The following is an 18,176-nucleotide window of genomic DNA, read 5'->3' on the forward strand; positions in this document are numbered from 1 at the left end:
GTTCGCGTCACTTTGACGATGGCCCTCGTGTCGATGTGACGCATCCCCGGATCGCCGTCTAGGATCCGCGAGTGCGTGAGCATTTCCGCGTGACCATGAGCAGGGTCCGAGCAGATTCGGATGATCATGAGCACTGGTTACGTTCAGTAGCGATCAGTTGTCGTCCTTCTGCGATCTTTCGACTCGGACTGGGCGGCTCCCTCGTACGGTCCGGGGCATGGCGGTACGGAGTTCGGGCAAAGGGCGCAGCCGGGACCGGGTTCCCATGGTGTCGGTCCGGTACGTGGACGGATCGACGTGCGATATCCCGTTCGCGCGCCTTCGGGCGGCGGACTTCGCCGAGTCGCGGCCGTGGCGCCGGGTGCGGTCTGCACACGGCATGCTGCATCACTCCGGGGAGTACGCGTCGGCGACGACCGGCGGTCAGGTCGTGTACGAGAGCCGGTTGGAGCTGGCCCGGCTGCTGCTGGCGGACTTTGACCCGAGCGTGGTGGGCATCTTCGCGCAGCCGTGCCGCGTGGTGGCCCATGTGGACGGTCGTGTGCGCGGCCATGTTCCGGACTTTCTACTGATGATGCGGTCGGGGACGGTGCGCGTGGTCAACGTCAAGCCGGCGGAGCGCGCGCAGGATCCGAAGATCGCCGCGGCCTTGGCCTGGCCGGGGCGGCTGGTCGAGCGGCACGGCTGGGAGTACGAGGTCTGGACTGGCGCGGACCGGGTGCTCCTGGAGAACGTGCGGTTCCTGGCGGGCTATCGGCATCCCGGCATCGTGCCCGCCGAGGAGATCGAGCGGGCCTGGCGCGAGGTCGTTGACGGCGAGGAACTGGCCGTCGCGGAGCGGCGCCTGGCGGACGGCGGGCCGAGGGAGGTGGCGCGGCCGCCGCTGATGGCCCTGTTGTGGTCTGGGCGGCTGACCACGGACCTGACCAGGCCACTGTCGGGCGAGTCCATCCTGCAGAGGTGTACATGAACGAATGGACGACGTCGCTGCGGCCGGGGCTGCCGATCGCCTATGACGGTGAGCAGTTCACCGTGGCGGAGATCGAGGGGCGTCGGATCCTGTTGCAGCAGACCGGGGTGGTCGGGGCACCGAAGCTGCGGCAGGTGGATATCTCAGCTCTGCTTGCCCACCCCGCTACGGAGATTCTCGTGCCGGCCCCGGCCGAGGAAGCAGCTCCTGCGGCGGCCCTCTTGCGCGGTCTGACCGACGACGAGGACGACGAGCTGACGCAGAAGGTCCGGCACGTGCAGGAGGTGCTGACTGGATACCGGCTGGGCGACGCTGTCCTCGCTCTGGACGGGGAGCCGCGGGAGGACTACGCGCCGGGGACGCCGATGCTGCATCGCTACGCCGCCAAGGCCGCGGAGCTCGGGGTCGGGGAGAGCACGATCCGTCGCTGGATTACGGCGTTTCGCACGGCCGGTCCGGCCGGGCTGGTGCGCGACCGCCCGGCGCGAAGTGTCGTGGAGCGGGCCGACCCACGCTGGGTGGAGATGGCCCGGGCGGTGCTGGACAAGCGTGTCAAGGCGAGTCGGCCGGTGCGGAATCTGATCCTGGCTGAGATCGCGGAACGTCTGGTGAAGGAGTATGGGAAGGGCACGGTCCCGCTGCCGGGCCGCACCACCGGCTATGAGTTACTGAGGCAGCTGTCCAAGGGAACGAACGCGTTCGAGGGCAGCACGAAGGGCAAGCGGTCGATCGCCAACGCACCGCAGGGCACGTACGGGCGGCTGCGGGCGACCCGGCCGGGCGAGTACGTGGTGCTGGACACCACCCCGCTGGATGTGTTCGCGATGGAGCCGGTCACCTGCCGGTGGGTGCGCTGTGAACTTACCGTGGCCATGGATCTGTACAGCCGCTGCATCGTCGGCCTGCGGTTGACTCCGGTGTCCACGAAGTCGGTGGATGTCGCCGGGGTGCTGTTCGAGACGGTGCGGCCGCGCGAGGGGTCCGAGGCCGGTCCGCTGCCGTACTGCGGGGTGCCGTCCACCGTGGTGCTGGACGCGGAAAAGCTTGTCGACCGGGACGGGCAGCCGCTGTTGCCGTCGGTGGCGGCCGAGACCATCGTCTTCGACCACGGCAAGATCTACGTGTCGAACCACATCCAGAGCGTGTGCGCCAAGCTGCGGATCTCGCTGCAGCCGGCGCGGCCGATGACTCCGACCGACAAGCCGGTGGAGCGTTGGTTCCGCACGATCAGTCAGGGGCTGCTGGCCGCGCTGCCGGGGTACAAGGGCTCCGACGTCCACAGCCGCGGTGAAAACGTCGAGGACGAGGCGTACTTCTTCATCGACGAGCTGGAGACGATCATCCGCGAGTGGATCACGCTGGTGTATCACCGGCGCCACCACCGCGGGCTGTGCGTGCCGGAGGTGCCCGGCCTGAAGCTGAGCCCGCTTCAGATGTTCGAGCACGGTGTCACGCGCGCCGGGCCGCTGCGGATCCCCGCCCGTCCCCACCTGGCGCTGGAGTTCCTCGAAGAGGTCCGCACCACCATCCAGCACTACGGTGTGGAGGTCGGGGGCCTGCGTTACAACGGCGATGCCCTCAACGACTGCCGCAATCAGCCCAGTCCGTATCGCGGGGTGGATGCTGGGAAGTGGCCGATCGCCGTCGATCCCGGCGACATCACCACGGTGTACTTCCAGGATCCGAAGGACCGGAAGTGGCATGCGCTCGACTGGGAGCATGCCCCGGCGGTGAACGGGCCGGTCAGCCGTGAGGCGTTGGAATATGCACGCAAGCTCGCCAAGCGCACCCATCGATTCCCGGACACCCAGCGGGCGCTGATCGAGTTGCTGAAACGCTGGGGAGCGGGGCTGACGCGCGACAACACTGAGCGACGTATGGCGCTGCGGCTCTCCCAGCAGCGGCTGCGTCTGGTCGGCGAAGACGACGCGCCTGCCGATGAAGGGGAGGTGACTGCGGCGCTTCCGTCCTTGCGGCGGCTGGCGGAAGCCGGCGGGCCGGGAGCCCCTCCCTCGGAAGCGGGTCCGTCCTTGCACGTCGTCGACGACGTGCCGCCCGGCGGGGATGACGATGAGAGTGACGAGATCGACGCCGCCTTTCCCGGGGAGGAGATCGAGGTCGTGACGGACGAGGACGACTACTACGCCGACGTGTGGGAGACCCGTTGACCGCGCCGGGGGAGGAGACCGACGGCGAGCCGTTCGAGGGCGATGACCGGCAGTACAGCCCGACCCGGCTGTCCGGCTGGCTGGTGGAGGTCTTCGCCCCGGACCGCATCCAGCCCGATCTGCTGACCCGGGCCCAGCTCGGCGAGCTGTCGTCGCGGGCGCTGCTGGAGCACAACGACCGGCGCGAGGTGTGGCACGCCAACATCGGCCCGATCGACACGCCGCAGCTGCTGGCGCTGCACGCGGACCTTGCCGAGATCGTGGAAGCCAACCGCCAGGACGGCGACAAGACCAAGCCGGCCGCTCTCGTGGACGCCTATCCCGGGCTCGGCAAGAGCACGGCGGTGCGCGCCTACGGCCGCGCTCTGTACCGCAAGCAGGTCGCGCTGCGCGGCGAGACCACAGCGGCAGGGGACCGCCGCGTCCCGGTCATCTACATCGCCCTGACCGGGAACACCTCCGTCCGCGGCCTGAACGCCTCCATCTGCCGCTTCTACGGGCTGCCGACGTCCGGGAACGCGGACATGCTCGCCGAACGGGCCGTGGACGCGGTACTCAGTATGAACACCATCGCAATCGTCATCGACGACGTGCACTTCATGTCCGGCTCGAACAGCAACGCGGTCCGGATGGCCAACCAACTGAAATACCTGGCCAACGTCTTCCCCGTCACCCTCATCTACATCGGCGTCGGGGTACAGCAGCGCGGCCTGCTGCGCGAGGGCCTGTCCCCGCAGCAGGCGCTGCTGGCGCAGTTCGGACGCCGTACCACCCCGCTGACACTGCCGCCGTTCCAGGTCGAGGACAACACCGGCCGCCGCCAGTGGCGCACGCTGCTCAAGACGATCGAGAAGCAGCTGGTGCTGGCGGACAAGTACCCCGGCATGCTCGCGAGGGACCTGGCCGACTATCTCTACTCCCGCTCCACGGGCCACTTCGCCTCACTGATGACGCTGGTCAACCGCGGCTGCCTGCGCGCGATCCGCTCCGGGCACGAGCGCCTGGACAAGAACCTGATGGACCAGGTCAAGAATGACGCCGCCGCCGAAGACGCCCGGCAAGAACTCCAGGCGGCGATCGAGGCCGGACTGCTGACCACCCGCCCGGACGACGGCGAGCAGCCCCGGAAGTCGGCATGAGCACCTGGACCCCGGACAGGATCCCGATCGCCCTCGCGCCGCTGGCCGGCGAGGCGTTGGACAGTTGGATCAGCAGCTACGCGCGCCGACTGCGCACGACCGACCGGGACTTCTTGCATCACATCGGGCTGCCCGCCGCCCGCGTCGACCACATGCTGCTGCGGCTGACCGAACCGGAGACCCATGCGCTGCACAAGGCGACGGGCATTCCTGTCGAGGTGCTGTGGGCCATGACACTCGACTCCTATAACAAGTTCGCGGTCAACATTGCGCCAGGCCGCCGCCAGCTCGAGCGGCCGCCGGCCTGGGCGTTCCGCAGCAGCCGTACCCGCTACTGCCCCGCCTGCCTACGCGAGAACGGCGGCCGCGGACCGCTGATGTGGCGGCTGCCATGGGCCTTCGCCTGCACCGAACACCAGCAGCTCCTGGCCGACTTCTGCCCCACCTGTGGCCGCCCGCCCCACCCTTGGAAGATCAACTTCAGAGGGCCTCGCGACATCGGCATCTGCACACGAGATCGACTCGCCCCACCCGCCGACGGCCGCTCGCGCCTGTGCGCCTCCGACTTGCTCCACGCACCGGCGATCTCCCTTCCTCCAGAGGGGCTGGTACTGCGTGCGCAACACCGTGTCGCCAGCCTGCTGGCGGTCGCGCCGGACCATAGGTCACAGGCCCTGGTCGAACTCAAGCAGCTCTACGCCCTGGCCTGGCGGGCGCTGCGGGGCCTGCGGACCAACCGGGACCAGGCGCCCGGCCTCGTCCACGCTGTCCTCGACGAATGCGGCGGCACATTCCCCGCCTCCTTCCCAGACGGTAGCGGACAGACGGCTTACCGCCTGTCCGGCAGCAGCGGCCGTCGCCGACGTGAGGATGCTGCCAGCCTCAAGACCCCTCACATCGCCGCGGGCACGGCCCTGGCCCACGTGGCGCTTCGCGGCGGACACCCCGAGTACCAACGGCTTTTCGAATGGATCGTGCAGTCGGACCACCCGTCGGCCGCGCGCGAACTCAACCTCGGGCAATTGGCCCGGCGTTGGCGCGACAGCGGACCGGAAGTGTTCGCCCGCATGATGTCCCACCACGATCCGCACACGCTCCTGCACAATCGGCTCCGCTACGCCAGCGCAACGCCCACCCCCCGACTACCAGACCGCAGCAAAGAGGACATCCGCCGACGGGCCACCATGATTCCCGCGATGCTCTGGCCCGGATGGGCCCTGCGCCTGCTGCCTGTGGACCGTCTGCGACCGCGAGGCCGCGTCGTCCGTGTCGACGCGTTCCGCCATGGCTGCTCCGGCCTCCTCCTCGTCCCGGGCGGGCCAGCCGACCTGCCGTATGTACGCGCCGCCCCGCTGCTGGGAAACCTCCGCGGCGCCCGCGACCGCGAAAGCGTCGAGCAGCGCGTGTACCGCGACCAGGACCTCACCCCACTGGCCTCCACGCTCGCCCAGCTCGCCCGCGCGCTCGACGAACACGGCTCACCCATCGACTACGCCCGCCGACGCGCCACGTTCACCGAGACCACCGTCCAGCTGAACCCTGGAGCCTACCGGCGCCTGATCCTCCAGCACGGCTGGCTGGCCGGCGGCGAGCACCGCCAGCAGGTCATGCGCTGGTACCTGCTGCTATTGCTGACCGGGCACAGCCCGCCCCCGCCACAGGGAGCAGCGACCCGCTTCGCTTGGAGCTGCACCGAATTCCGCTTCCGCGCCCCGCTGCCGCTGCGCGCCTTTCTGTACGAGCAGGCAGAACTGAACCTGGCGGCCCACGGCATCGACGAGCCGGTGACCTGGGAGCCCCCCGCTCACTGGGTCCGCGACATCGACTGGCCGGGCATCGCACCCGAACAGGTCGACGCCACCGCGCTCCGTGCCGCCCTCAGCGAAAGCGACACGATTGACTCGGTCACCGAGGCCACCGGGATGACCGCAGAGCACCTCCGCCTCTACTTCGAGATCGACGACACCGTCACCGGCCCGCCGGACCAGCTCCTGGGCAAGATCCGCGCACCAGACCCCGCCACCCGCGCCGCGGTACTCGCGCCGCGCCGGCTGCGTGAGCTGTACGTCAGCGAACGCAAAACCACAGTGGAGATCGCCGGCATGGCCAAGTGCGCGGCCACCACGGTCCGCGCCCTTCTCGCCCTTGACAACATCCCGCTCCGAACCCTGCGCCGGGAAACCGAACCGCCCGACTTCCTGCGCACCTGGCTGCACCGAGAACATGTCGAAAAGCGGCGCCCTTTAAGTGAACTGGCACGCGAATGCGGCATGAGCACCTGGGGCCTGTCGCAGAAGGCCCGCCGGTGCGGCATCACCGTCCACCCGCCAGGCGGCTACAACGGCCTCGGCCACCTCGACCTCCCCGCGCAGCTCTCGCCAGTGATGGAGGCGGTCACCGACGGCCGCGAAGCCCTGGACCGGCTGCGCACCATCGTCCAGGTCGCAGGCCACGACAGCATTCCCGCGGCCGCCGACAGCTTCTACGGCGGCAGGCACACCACCCTCGCCGCCCGCATCCGAGCGATCGAGCGCAGGGCCGGCTTCCGCATCATCGACCGCGACACCCGCCCCCTCGCCCCCACGCCCCGTGGGCACGCATTCCTGCGAGAAGCGCAGCAGGTCCTGCACATCGCGGACGAAGCCGAGCGGTCCTGGCATGATCACCCCTGAGTACCAGGTGCCGGATGTCATCGGCGGTCGGGACCGACCACCCGGCCACCGTCACCCGTCATTCGGGCCGTCACCATGTCTCCCACGGCCCTCCACCGACTCCCGTGCTTGCACAGATTCCCGATCACCCGAGCATTTTCGCCACAACACGCAACAGCACCATCGTCGGCGGCAAAGGTCTCAGGGAGATCGAGGACGATGCAGGGGGTCAAGGCCATTGACCGCACCCCCACGCCAACGTTGTATCGGCAGAGACTGTGTCCCCGCAGGCCGTGTCGTTTTACGCCAGGGCTGAATCTCTGCTGCGCGTCTCGTTACGACGAGCCATCATGTCCCTTTCCCAGCTGCCACCTGTGGTGGACGTCACGTCTAGTTGGGGCCTGACATGGGGGTACGTCGGCTGGCTCATCTACGGGCCTTGGCGGCGCGGAGTGCACTCCGCGCAAGAGCGGAAGGCAGGCCAGGAGAAGCACCCCTGCCAGTGTCCACGGGGTGTCGAGACCCGTGCGCTTCGCCAGTACGCCGCCCAATGTCGCGCCCAGGGGCATGGCCCCCCAAGCAGCGAGGCGATAGCCGCTGGTGACCCGGCCCAGCATGTCCGGCGGGGCGAGCCGCTGCCGGAGCGACACCGTGCACACGTTCCACAGCACGACACCAGCGCTGTTCAGTGCCAGCATGAGCGCGACCAGCGGCCACCAGGGCACCACGGCGACGACTAGATAGCTGACCCCAGATATAGCCACAGACACCACCAGGCTGCGCCCGGAACCCAGCCGCTGTGCGGTCCAGGCCGCTGTCCTGGCTCCGGCCAAGCTGCCGACGGCCGCCGCCACGAGCATCAGGCTGTACCCATAGGACGGCAGGCCGAGCCGCTGCTCGACGTACACCACGAGGATCGCATAGACCGCCTGCTGGCCTACGCCCAGCACCGCGATCACCACCATGAGCCGGCGGAAGACCCGATGACGCCCCAACAGACGTAGTCCCGCCCAGGTGCCGCGGAGCACGCTTCCGATTCCCCGGGCCGCCCGCTCGCTCTCCTCCGACCATGCGTCCGTGGCACGCTCGGGCAGGCCCCAGAGCAGCAGTGCCGAAGAGAGGAACGTCGCCGCGTCCAGAAGGAACGGCAGCGGATGCCACACCGCCCACAGTGCCGCGCCTACGGGCGGACCCACGAAGCCCGTTCCGGTGATCTGCGCGGCGATAACTCGGGCGTTCGTCCGCTCCAACTCCTGGTCTTCGGCCAGCGACGGCACAACAGCCTGGGCCGCGCTGTCGAAGAACACCTCGGCGACGCCCGAGACGAATGCCAACACCACCAGCACCGCCACCGGAACCCACCCTGTCGCCACCAGCACAAACAGCAGGGCCAGCGTCGCGCAACGCGCCAAGTCCGCGCCGACCATGGGCCGACGCTTGGGCATGCGGTCCACCAGGGTGCCGATGACCGGGGCGAGCAACCAGGCCGCTCGGCCTGCGGCCGCGACCACGGAGACCCAGAACACGTCGCCTGTGACCGCCGCCGCCAGCAGAGGCAACGCGGCGAACCGAGCCCCGTCCCCCACCGAACTGAGCGTGTTGGCGGTGACCAACCGACGCAGGGCCACTACCCGAGGGTCGACGGGCGAGGGCGACGATTCGGAAGTAAACCTCATGTCAGACAGCGGTCTCTTTTCGTCAATGTGGGCGAGACGGGCGCCAAGCAGTCGAGGCTCTCAGGCACCGCTACCGCACCAACGCCCAATGTAGAGGCCATCTGCTGGTTGAACACAGGGAACTTCACGCCCCCGCTGCCCCTTGCCGAATTTGTCGTCCCAGCCGCCACACGAGGTTGACGCCCCACCCATCTCTTGGAAGCTTGAACAACACGCAAGCCACGCCTGAGAAACCAAGGCGTCCATCGTTTACCCCTCTTGACACGAGTCAACCCTCCACTCTCGCTGTGTACCACAGGCGAGACGGGGAGGGGCCGGACACACCTCTACGGGGACGAAGGTATGCAAGAGTCCAGGGTTGTGGCACTGGCAAGGCACCCCGTCTTCGCCGCTGCTGCCAGTACCCTCAGCCGGGTTTATGAGACCTACGACTTCCTCCTTGAATGCGTTGCGCCCGAACTGTGGCCGGCGGGTCCAGACGGCCACCGGATTACACCCGACACCGCCTTCGAACCGACGGTCCGGCACAGACTGGACCAAGCTGTGCAGAAGATCCGCGACACCGCCGCCTGCAAAGGGGAGCTAGTCGAGCTCGCGAGCCTGCTCGAGTCCAGGGGCGATGCGGGTCTCGCCATTGAGGCGGAGCGCGCAGGAGTCCGGCATGCGATCGAGTTATGCGGTGACCGCGTGGACCTCCTTGCGGACCCGGCCCTACCAGGCCCCCGCCACCAGGAGCTCTCCGAGCTATTCCGCCGCCACCTCAGCGCCGGTGAAGACGCCGACTTCCTGACCGGCTTCACCACCAAGCATGCCAAGGTCGCTCGGGATGCGTTGGAGCTGATTCGCGCCACGGCGCCGGAACTGTGCGGTGGCCTGCTCAGGCACGCCCGCTACGTCGTCGCCGTCGACGGCCCGAACGCCTTCGACAGCGCGTCTACGCGCGAGATCCCTGGCACGGCGTTCGTCGCCGTGCGCTGTATGCGAACCCCCGAGCGGCTGGCGGAAGCCCTGGTGCACGAGTTTGTGCACCTCAGGCTCTACGATCTGCAGCTGACCCGTTCGATCTTCAACCCCACCTACGACACGGCCACTGCACCCACTGTGGCACCGGAGTGGCATCGCCACTCGGAGGTCCCACGCTGGCCCGTTGACCGGGCACTCGCGGCCGCCCACGTCTACGTGCACCTCTCCGCCTGGTTCGAGAAGCGCGCTCGCGACTGCCCCGACCCGGGCCTGGAGCAGTCCGCGGAGACCACCACATTCCGGGCCTCCAGCCTGTTGGACAAGGTCGCTCAGCACGCGGAAGGCTCTCTCGGAGCGGCCGGAATCGGCTTCCTGCGGTGGTTGACCGAGGTCCACCAGCAGAGAGCTACCCGGCATCCCCACGCCGGTGTGCGGGTGCCGTCATGACCGATCCAGGTGCGTGGCAGGGCCGTTCCAGGCGGGGCTTGCCGACAGCTTCCCTGTTCGGGCAAGTCTTCCCCACTTTCCTCGTCACCGGCACTGATACTCGCCGCGGTATGTGGACGAGGGTCTCGACACCCCCCGCCGCCGTGGCCTCATCGCATCCCGCTGAGGCCGCCGGCGAGCTGTTCCCTCACCGCACTGCTGACCGCGCTCGCTGCCCTGCAGCGAGCGAGAACCACACAGCGCAGGCGGCCAGGGTACTGACCAGGACGGAGCCCCATGGAACTCGTGCTCAATGAGCCCCTCAAAAGTTGGCTGCAAGTCACCCAGTCCTGCAACTTGAAATGCCGTCAGTGCTACGGAGACTGCGGTGCCCAGCCTCGGTCCGACGAACTGCTCCGTGCCGAGTACGCGGCACTCATCCGAGAAATGTCCGACTCCGGGGTGATCGAGCTCTTCGTAGAGGGAGGCGAACCCCTCAACCGCCCCGACGTCTTCGACGTCCTCGCCGAGCTGACCCCGCATGTGATGACACGCGTCCGGACCAACGCGACTTTGCTGACGCGCGCCGCGGCGACCCGCCTGAAGGAGATCGGGGTCGGCGAGGTGTATGTGGACGTCCTCGGCGCGACGCCACCCACCCACGACTGGCATGTCCAGGTCCCCGGCAGCTTCGAGAAGACTATCGAAGGGCTGAAGAACGCCCAGGCGGCCGGACTTCCCGTGTCGCTCCTGATCATCATGACCCGGCGCAACGTGGGCGAGTTGCAGCAGGTGCTCGACATGGCCGCCGACTTGGCCGTTCCACGCGTGGGTGTCCTGCGTCTTTACCCCCTGGGGCGGGCACGTACCCACTGGAAGGACCTGGCGCTCCGCCTGCCCGAACAGATGGCCGCACTGGCGGCGCTGCGGGTGCCCGACTCGGTGCACCTGATGACCTCCTGGCACCCCAAGGACGGCAATTGCTGCTGGCAGAACGCCGGCGTCGACGCGACCGGTAGGTCCGTCGGCTGCGCCTACCTACGGGACTACACCGACTACGGCAACGTCCGGGAAGTCAGCTGGATGGACACCTGGAATAACCCGGTCTACGTGCGCAACCGCGCCGGCCACGTGGACGGAGGATGCGACGCCTGCGAGGAGACGCAGGGGTCCTCCGGAGGATGCAGGTCCACCGCTTTCGCCTTCACCGGCCGCTGGGACGCCCCGGACCCGTTTTGCTCCGAAACGAATGGAGGGATCGATGTCTCACAGCTCCCTGGCGGCCTCGAAGAACGACGTGTACAACCCGCCGTACCGGCAACGAGCCGACTCCTATGAGCAGAGCCTTTCTGTCAAGTTCCGCCCGATTCCGGAGTGGAACTGCATGCTTGCCTATACCCCGGACAAACCCGCCATCCACTACCTGAATCCAGTGGCATGGGTGGTCGTCGAGCTGTGCGACGGGTCTTCCGGTTCGCAGATCTACGCCACGTTCGAGCAGCTCAACAAGGGCCGGATCAGTGAACCGGAACTTCAGGAGGCGTTCGAGTCGGCTATGGCCCAACTTCTCGAAGGTGGGCTGGTTACCACCACATAGCCGATCTGTCGCCTTGACAGAGAGGAGGTGAAGTTATGTCCAGGAAGAAGACGAACCTCGAGCAGCTCATGGCCGCGGCCACCGACGCCGGTGAAGGCCCCGCTGTCGAGGTGGTGCAGCCGGAGGTGCGTACCGGTGCGCAGTACGCCCTGCTGCCGTCGATGAAGGCGAAGCGCTCGGATACGTCCAGCGCGACTCCGGAAACGCAGGCGGAGAGCGAACAGTAACAAGGCCGGCCAGCGTCACCTCAATCGGCACCCAGGCCACGCCTGGGTGCCGATCCCACCAGGAGGATCGATGGGGAAGAAAACTGTCCTCGTGAACCCGCCCCTGTGGAACGCGTATGCGCCGCATCTGGCCGTACCCCTGCTCTTGGGAGATCTTCGTGCTCGCGGGTACGAGGCCGTTGCCTACGACCTGAGCATCGAGTGCATCGACTGGATGCTGTCAGCGGCGGCTCTGAAGGAACTCAGGGACAAGGTGATGGCGCGCCAGGCGGTCGACCTGGAGGACGAATGGGCGCGTCAGCGCGCACTCCTGGTCGCGCCGGCTGCGATCGCCCACATCGAGGAGGCGAAAGCACGCCTGCGTTCACTGAACACGTTGCACGACCCTGAGGGGTTCCACTTCGCCCGTCGCGCTCTACGCGACGCACTATGGCTGATCTCAGGAGCGTTCGCCGCAAGCGACTTCGACTTGGTATCGAACACCTCGATGTACTCGGCCGAGTCGACGACCCAGGTACTCAGGGCTAGCACAGACCCGGAGGGCAACCCCTACCGCTGGGCCTTCGACCGTATGCTCGATCGCGACCTCTTCCTCGACCCGTCCGTCGGAGTCGTTGGGGTGAGCATGTCCGCCGACACGCAACTGATCGCTGGGATCACCTTCCTCGGCATGCTCCGTGAGTTGCGACCGGACGTGCACGTCGTGCTCGGCGGGAACTTCGCGACACGGCTGGTAGACCGCTGGCAGCACCGCCATCCACTGTTCGACTATGTCGACACCGTGGTGACAGGAGAAGGCGAGGGGGCGCTCGCGACCGTCGTCGACGGGCTCGGCGGGCGCGAGCACACTGTCACCGACTTCCGCGAGGAGATACCGGGCGCCGTATGGGACGACAACGGCATCTTGCTGCGGACACCGCGACAGAGCGTCGACATCTCGGCGGCGGCGAAGCCCGCGTACGGGGCCCTGCCGTTGGACAAGTATCTCGCCCCGGGGCCAATCCTGCCCGTCTTCGCCTCCCGGAGTTGTCCCTGGGACTGCGCGTTCTGCTCGATTCCCTTCGCCAGCAACTCCTTCCGGCAGCGTCCCGCCGCCGCGGTGGCGAATGAGATCCGGGAACTGCAGTCGGAACATGACTCGGCTTTCTTCATGTTTGTTGACGAGATCATGAGCCTGCGCACGTTGAAGAACGTCGGTGAGGCACTCGTGGAGACCTCGACCGGCGTCTATTGGTACGGAGAGACCCGGTTCGCGAGGGGCCTCGACGACGAACTCGCCGGACTCCTCCACGCTTCCGGCTGTCGCCGCATGAACTTCGGCCTGGAGTCGGCGAGTCAGCGTGTCCTCGACCTCATGCGTAAGGGGACGAGAATCGATGACGCTTGCGAGAACATCGAGGCGATGCTCAAGGCTGGACTGCCGATCCACCTATTCGTCATCCACGGCTTCCCAGGTGAGACGACGGAAGAGGCGGCACAGACGGTGGCCTTCGCGGAAGCTGTACGACGTCTGTCTGTGGAGACCTATGAGGTTACGCACACGACGTGGGGTGGCTCGCCCTTCGTCCTCGACGTGCACTCTCCGATCGGCACCCATCCGGAGGCGTACGGAATCTGCCTCGAACCGCCCAGCCCGCACGATGACTTGAGTCTGCAGCGGAACTACACCGTCGAGTCGGGAATGTCCCAGCAGGACAGTTTGAAAGTCGCCGAGGACGCCGCCGGCTCCAGCAGTGACACCGCCGTCTGGTTCCGCGCCAAGCGCGATGCGATGTCTCGGGAAATCGAGGAGTTCACCTTCCTGCGCGCCTGCGTACGGGCTCCGCTGCCCGAGACACCCGCGGTCCCACTGTTCGACTGGCCTCCGCCGGAACCGCACGCTCGTCTAGACATTGCCCCAGGGGTCGCGTTCACCCGGGTTCCCTGGCCCGCGACGGAGGCGGACACCGAGCCCGCGATGGCGCTCTACAACCCCGCCGATGACAGGTTCCTCCAGCTCAACTGGAAGGACGCGGACTGGCGGGAGCTGGACGGCATGACGTGGTGCGACCTGGAGGGGTGGTTGGCTGGCCACGAGTGCCACTACCTGGGCGCTGACCCCGGCGACACTGCGGCACTGCTGGTTCGGCACGGTTTCTTGGTGCCCTCACGACGGCAGGCCGAGCCGCCCGTCGGCCAGCTCCGCGCCGAGATCGGGATCGGAGTAGAGAGCCGCGACGACACGCACTATGCGGCCAACCCCATCACCGGTGTGACAATCCGGCTCCGTGGCGCGGCGATTGAGACATGGCATCGCTGGGCAAGTGGCGAGGCACACGAGTCGGAAGAGGCCGTTACCGACGCTCTGGTGCGGTACGGGTTTCTGTACCGTTGCCCGGACGGCGCTGGACAGCCGGGACCGACGTACCTGATGCATGGACAGGCGGTGTAGGAATTGGAGCAGATCCAGGTCGCGGGACCGCACCCGTTCACGGTGCGCTCCATGCGACCGGAAGACGAGGTCGGCGTAACTCGGGTGCTGGAAGCCTGCGACGACTACTTTGTCGCCGCGACGGGCTCGCCCGCTCTGCCCGCGGATGTGCAGAGCCTGTACTACGCGCTCCCGGACGGTGCGGGCTTCGAGCAGAAGCGCCTTCTGGTGCTGTGCGACGGCGCGACGGTAGTCGGAGTGGTCGACGCTGTCGAGGGTCATCCTGATGCCTCTACCTGCTCGGTGGGCTTGTTCGTCCTCGTCCCGGAGATGCGTCGCGAAGGCATCGGCACCCGTGCGGCACAGCAACTGCTCAAGAAGGCAGCAGCCCGAGGGCTGCCGCGCGTGATCGCCACCTGCCCGGAGGACTGGACGCCCGGCCTGGCGTTCTTGGAGAGCCTGGGCTTCGAGATCCACACTCCGAAGCAGAAGCTGGCCTCACCGGTGGGCAATCGACTTCGGCTTCCAGCGGAGAGAGATCTGTGCACCGCGGTGCGGGAACTCTGTGAGGACACCGACCGCGCTCCCGCGGAAGCCGACCGAGGGGATCGCGACGCGTCATGACAGCCTTGCCTCCCCTCCTCGACGCGGGCCCGGAGGGCGTCGAGGAGGACATCTCCGCTGCGTACGAACTGGTCAGCGCCTTTGACGCCGACCAAGCGGAGCCCAGGGCCACCGACTCCCATGCCGAGTTCGCGGCACTGCGCCGCCGGGGCCAGGTGCACCGGTCGACTCTGGAACAGGTGCTCACTGGTACGGAGACGCCCGGCGTGACATTCACCCCTGCCTGGCATGTGGTGTCCTTTTCGGCCGCTGAGCGCGTGCTCCGAGACGAGGACACCTTCTCGTCATCCGCTTACGACGACAGCATGGGCCGGGTGATCGGCAGGTCATTCCTTCAGATGGACGGCCAGGAGCACAGAACCTGGAGGAACATCCTCCAAAGTGGTTTTAACCGGCGGGCGGTCCTGGCGCGTCAGGGCCAGGACCCCTCAGCCGTCGAGTCGAGCCTTCGGTCCGTGATTACGCGGGGAAACGGCGATCTGGTCCGCGACGTGGCCTTCCCGGTGGCATTGACGACGATCGCGCGCATGCTGGGGTTCCCGCCAGGAACGCGGATCGGCACCCTCTACACATGGGCGGTCGGGCTGCTCGACGATGCCGACAGTAAGGTCGGCGCGGCCGTTCGGGAATGGCTCGACACGCCGTCGGCGTGGGCGCCCGACAGCCTCGTGGGCCTGCTTCTGCGCTCGAACAATCGGGTGATCGGAACCGGCCCGGAGCTTGTGCCCGCAGTGCGGCTGTTGCTCTCCACTGGTACGGAACCCCCGTTCCGTTCGCTCGCCACCCTGATGTACGCAGTTCTCACCGATCGGTCAGTATTGGAGTTGCTGCGTGCGGACGGGTCCCGGGTCCCTGCCGTCATTGAAGAGTGCTGGCGGTGGGAGTGCCCACTGACCTGGGTCCTGCGCCGGTGCACGGCTGAGACGGAGATATCCGGCCAAGCGGTTAGGCCTGGTGAGCTGGTTTGCGTCAACCTCGCGTCGGCCAACCGGGACGAGACCCGATGGGGTCGCGCAGACCAGTTCGACGTTTGGCGTGAGCCGGTGCCGAGCCTGGCCATGGGCACCGGTCCGCACACCTGTCTCGGGCGTCACCTCGCCGCCGCGGAGTCGCGGGAACTCCTCGCCGAACTGCTGACGGTGACCACCTCGATGGGATCATCGGCATTCACACTGGACACCGACGGTATGGCTGGACGCGGGTTCCGGTCACCGAGACGGCTCGGTATCCGCTTCTGACTATGTAATCCGCCCGCTGCAGTGCCCGCGACGTGAACTGCCGCCTGTATACGCTGCGAGGGGAAGGTCACCTGTTGTCCTGGTTGACAAGTCCGTTACGCGACCGCCGCCCACGCCCGTCACCAGGACTCGGCCGAGTCGCGCCTACCAGAGACAGGCGCGCAGCCTGCCTGAGCTTGTAGCCAAGACGATGAACTGTCGGCACGACATGAACTCGCCAACGTGGCGCAGATCGCCCAGCTGCGACGCTGTACGGAGATCTGCCAGCAGGAGACGCACCAGGTCGTCCGAGCGGTACAGCGGACGTCGGTGAAGCCAGCTTGGCGCGGCGCGGCGGGCCAGTCGATGTTGGGAAATCGTGGGTCGTCGGTGCTGCAGTCAGCCAGGGTGCCGACCGGTCAGTACGTACGCGACGCTCGCCAGGCCGCAGGTCCGCAGGGCTTCCGTCGCGGTCGTCCAGCGCTCGGCTGCGTACTTCAGCGCATCGATGGACATGGCGACGTCGTAGGGGCAGGATTCACGTCGTCGCTCTGTTGATGGCTACAGACAGTCATCATGCTGATGAGTGGGAGTAACAAAATTGCTCACTGAGCGTCGGCATCCGCACTGCTCGCTGGGCGTGGATTCTGGCGTTCCCGCAGCACTCAGTGCTCACGGGCAGGCGGATCCTAGACGCCGGAACCCGGGCGTCGGCGCCACCCGTACACGGGTGTGCGAGCATGAAGGAGCGGGCCTCCCGGAGATCTCCCGGCGGCCCGCGGAAAAAGAGCCCAGCGAACTGAGCCCACCCGGAATGAATCCGGGGCCCCGTCGGTTGCAGCCGAGGGCAAGCGGTCCGTACAACCCGGGAGATGTAGATGAGCGTTCAGGAAGAGACCACCGTCAGTGAGGGCATCATCCTGACCGACGCGGCCGCGTCGAAGGTCAAGAGCCTGCTGGAGCAGGAGGGCCGCGACGACCTCGCGCTGCGGGTGGCCGTGCAGCCCGGCGGCTGCTCCGGGCTGCGCTACCAGCTCTTCTTCGACGAGCGCTCGCTCGACGGTGATGTCGTCAAGGACTTCGACGGCGTCAAGGTCGTCACCGACCGGATGAGCGCCCCCTACCTGGGCGGTGCCTCCATCGACTTCGTCGACACCATCGAGAAGCAGGGCTTCACGATCGACAACCCCAACGCCACCGGCTCCTGCGCCTGCGGCGACTCCTTCAGCTGAGTCCACCGCCCGGCGGCCGCCGGAACGCCCGGCGAAAGGCGGCGCACCCCGCACGGGGGAGCGCCGCCTTCGCGCTGTCCGCGCCGCTACCGGGGCGCCAGCGCCGCGCCGCTCGACGCGTCGAACACCTTCCGGCCGTCCAGCGGCCGCTCCAGCGTCACCGTCCGGGAGAACTTCTTGGCGATCTTGACGCAGATCTGGCCCGGCCGCTTGTCCTTCGCGGTCACCTCGGCCCGCACCGCCGTCCCCGACTCCTCGGCCCGCGCCGTGTAGACACTGCACACCCCGCCCCAGAAGTGCAGCGTCAGCTTCTTCCCGTCACCGGAGACGTCGTACGACTCCAGCGCCACCGTGCCCGGGTGGCCCGAGGGGGAGGCGCCCGGCCGCTTCAGGTACTCCGGCCGCACCGCGGGCTCCGCCACCGTCGACGTACCGTCACCCGCACCCGCCTGCCGCACTGTGAACAGCCACGACGGCACCAGCACCGGCCCGCCGTCCGCGTACTGCGCCGACAGGCCGAAGACCGCGCCTGTCACCTCGGCCGGCCGCTGCGCCTTCCCCGGGGCGGGCTCGCACGGCGCGATCGGGGCCGTGTCCTTCCCCGCGGGCGGCGTGTCCCGCTCCGTACGCGGCGAGACACAGCCGGGGTGCTTGCGCCCGCCGTGCGCGTCGAGCCGCGACAGCGTCTCGTCCGCGTCCAGCACCGGGTACGACGCGCCCGCGACCGGCTGCCCGAGCTGCCCGCTGCCGCCGGTCACCCGGCCGTCCGCGCCGACCCGGAAGGCGGTGCGCCAGCCGTGCGTCGGCAGCTTGCCGACCACCGGGTCCGCGGTGACCGTCCGCACCGCGCCCACCACACCGTGCGCGTCGAGCCGC

13 protein-coding genes and 1 pseudogene are annotated in these 18,176 nt (G+C 67.9%); 12 read left to right on the forward strand and 2 right to left on the reverse strand.

Going from position 1 to position 18,176, the window contains the following annotated elements; translation table 11 throughout:
• Positions 1-217: 217 nt before the first annotated feature.
• The 4 genes from AC51EU_RS04840 to AC51EU_RS04855 are packed head-to-tail and all read left to right on the forward strand — an operon-like array spanning position 218 to position 6,949.
• A complete protein-coding gene (locus AC51EU_RS04840) occupies positions 218-970 on the forward strand; it encodes a TnsA-like heteromeric transposase endonuclease subunit (RefSeq protein WP_496265376.1) in 753 nt (250 codons plus the stop codon).
• Positions 967-3,138, forward strand: coding sequence for a helix-turn-helix domain-containing protein (locus AC51EU_RS04845; protein WP_496265390.1), 2,172 nt, complete (start codon positions 967-969; stop codon positions 3,136-3,138). The genes AC51EU_RS04840 and AC51EU_RS04845 overlap by 4 nt, the downstream gene beginning before the upstream one ends.
• Positions 3,135-4,277 (forward strand): ATP-binding protein, encoded by a 1,143-nt coding sequence (locus AC51EU_RS04850; RefSeq protein ID WP_496265377.1) that lies wholly within the window; start codon positions 3,135-3,137, stop codon positions 4,275-4,277. The genes AC51EU_RS04845 and AC51EU_RS04850 overlap by 4 nt, the downstream gene beginning before the upstream one ends.
• Entirely contained in the window at positions 4,274-6,949 is a 2,676-nt protein-coding gene (locus AC51EU_RS04855; protein ID WP_496265378.1) for a TniQ family protein, read from the forward strand. The genes AC51EU_RS04850 and AC51EU_RS04855 overlap by 4 nt, the downstream gene beginning before the upstream one ends.
• 314 nt (positions 6,950-7,263) lie before the next feature.
• Here AC51EU_RS04855 and AC51EU_RS04860 read toward each other — a convergent pair whose 3' ends face one another.
• A complete protein-coding gene (locus tag AC51EU_RS04860) occupies positions 7,264-8,556 on the reverse strand; it encodes an MFS transporter (protein ID WP_496265379.1) in 1,293 nt (430 codons plus the stop codon).
• Between the two features lie 591 nt (positions 8,557-9,147).
• Between AC51EU_RS04860 and AC51EU_RS04865 the strand changes: the two genes are divergently transcribed.
• The 8 genes from AC51EU_RS04865 (at position 9,148) to erpA (ending at position 17,300) form a co-directional block, all read left to right on the forward strand.
• On the forward strand, positions 9,148-10,014 hold the full coding sequence (locus tag AC51EU_RS04865; RefSeq protein ID WP_496265380.1) for an aKG-HExxH-type peptide beta-hydroxylase: 867 nt from the start codon (positions 9,148-9,150) through the stop codon (positions 10,012-10,014).
• A 276-nt stretch (positions 10,015-10,290) separates the two neighbouring features.
• Positions 10,291-11,331 carry a radical SAM protein gene (locus tag AC51EU_RS04870; RefSeq protein ID WP_496265381.1) on the forward strand — a complete coding sequence of 347 codons (1,041 nt, stop codon included), beginning with the start codon at positions 10,291-10,293 and terminating at the stop codon, positions 11,329-11,331.
• Positions 11,332-11,377: 46 nt separating this feature from the next.
• The gene (locus AC51EU_RS04875) at positions 11,378-11,590 is read left to right on the forward strand and encodes a hypothetical protein (RefSeq protein WP_496265382.1); all 213 of its coding nucleotides are present in this window, start codon (positions 11,378-11,380) and stop codon (positions 11,588-11,590) included.
• Between the two features lie 35 nt (positions 11,591-11,625).
• Positions 11,626-11,817, forward strand: a complete 192-nt coding sequence (locus AC51EU_RS04880; protein ID WP_496265383.1) for a hypothetical protein — start codon at positions 11,626-11,628, stop codon at positions 11,815-11,817.
• 70 nt (positions 11,818-11,887) lie between these two features.
• A complete protein-coding gene (locus tag AC51EU_RS04885; protein ID WP_496265384.1) occupies positions 11,888-14,248 on the forward strand; it encodes a B12-binding domain-containing radical SAM protein in 2,361 nt (786 codons plus the stop codon).
• Positions 14,249-14,251: 3 nt separating this feature from the next.
• Positions 14,252-14,851, forward strand: coding sequence for a GNAT family N-acetyltransferase (locus AC51EU_RS04890; protein WP_496265385.1), 600 nt, complete (start codon positions 14,252-14,254; stop codon positions 14,849-14,851).
• Entirely contained in the window at positions 14,848-16,089 is a 1,242-nt protein-coding gene (locus tag AC51EU_RS04895) for a cytochrome P450 (protein WP_496265386.1), read from the forward strand. The genes AC51EU_RS04890 and AC51EU_RS04895 overlap by 4 nt, the downstream gene beginning before the upstream one ends.
• Before the next feature lie 857 nt (positions 16,090-16,946).
• Entirely contained in the window at positions 16,947-17,300 is a 354-nt protein-coding gene (gene erpA, locus AC51EU_RS04900; protein ID WP_496265387.1) for an iron-sulfur cluster insertion protein ErpA, read from the forward strand.
• A gap of 86 nt (positions 17,301-17,386) precedes the next feature.
• Here erpA and AC51EU_RS04905 read toward each other — a convergent pair.
• A pseudogene (locus tag AC51EU_RS04905) lies at positions 17,387-18,176 on the reverse strand (hypothetical protein); the annotation flags it as partial.

Source organism: Candidatus Streptomyces philanthi (assembly GCF_059553635.1).

What these genes read in the sequence shown, in the direction of transcription:
- AC51EU_RS04840 (WP_496265376.1), top strand. Translation starts at nt 218, where the DNA reads ATGGCGGTACGGAGTTCGGGCAAAGGGCGCAGCCGGGACCGGGTTCCC.
- AC51EU_RS04845 (WP_496265390.1), top strand. Translation starts at nt 967, where the DNA reads ATGAACGAATGGACGACGTCGCTGCGGCCGGGGCTGCCGATCGCCTAT.
- AC51EU_RS04855 (WP_496265378.1), top strand. Translation starts at nt 4,274, where the DNA reads ATGAGCACCTGGACCCCGGACAGGATCCCGATCGCCCTCGCGCCGCTG.
- AC51EU_RS04870 (WP_496265381.1), top strand. Translation starts at nt 10,291, where the DNA reads ATGGAACTCGTGCTCAATGAGCCCCTCAAAAGTTGGCTGCAAGTCACC.
- AC51EU_RS04875 (WP_496265382.1), top strand. Translation starts at nt 11,378, where the DNA reads ATGCTTGCCTATACCCCGGACAAACCCGCCATCCACTACCTGAATCCA.
- AC51EU_RS04880 (WP_496265383.1), top strand. Translation starts at nt 11,626, where the DNA reads ATGTCCAGGAAGAAGACGAACCTCGAGCAGCTCATGGCCGCGGCCACC.
- AC51EU_RS04885 (WP_496265384.1), top strand. Translation starts at nt 11,888, where the DNA reads ATGGGGAAGAAAACTGTCCTCGTGAACCCGCCCCTGTGGAACGCGTAT.
- AC51EU_RS04895 (WP_496265386.1), top strand. Translation starts at nt 14,848, where the DNA reads ATGACAGCCTTGCCTCCCCTCCTCGACGCGGGCCCGGAGGGCGTCGAG.
- erpA (WP_496265387.1), top strand. Translation starts at nt 16,947, where the DNA reads ATGAGCGTTCAGGAAGAGACCACCGTCAGTGAGGGCATCATCCTGACC.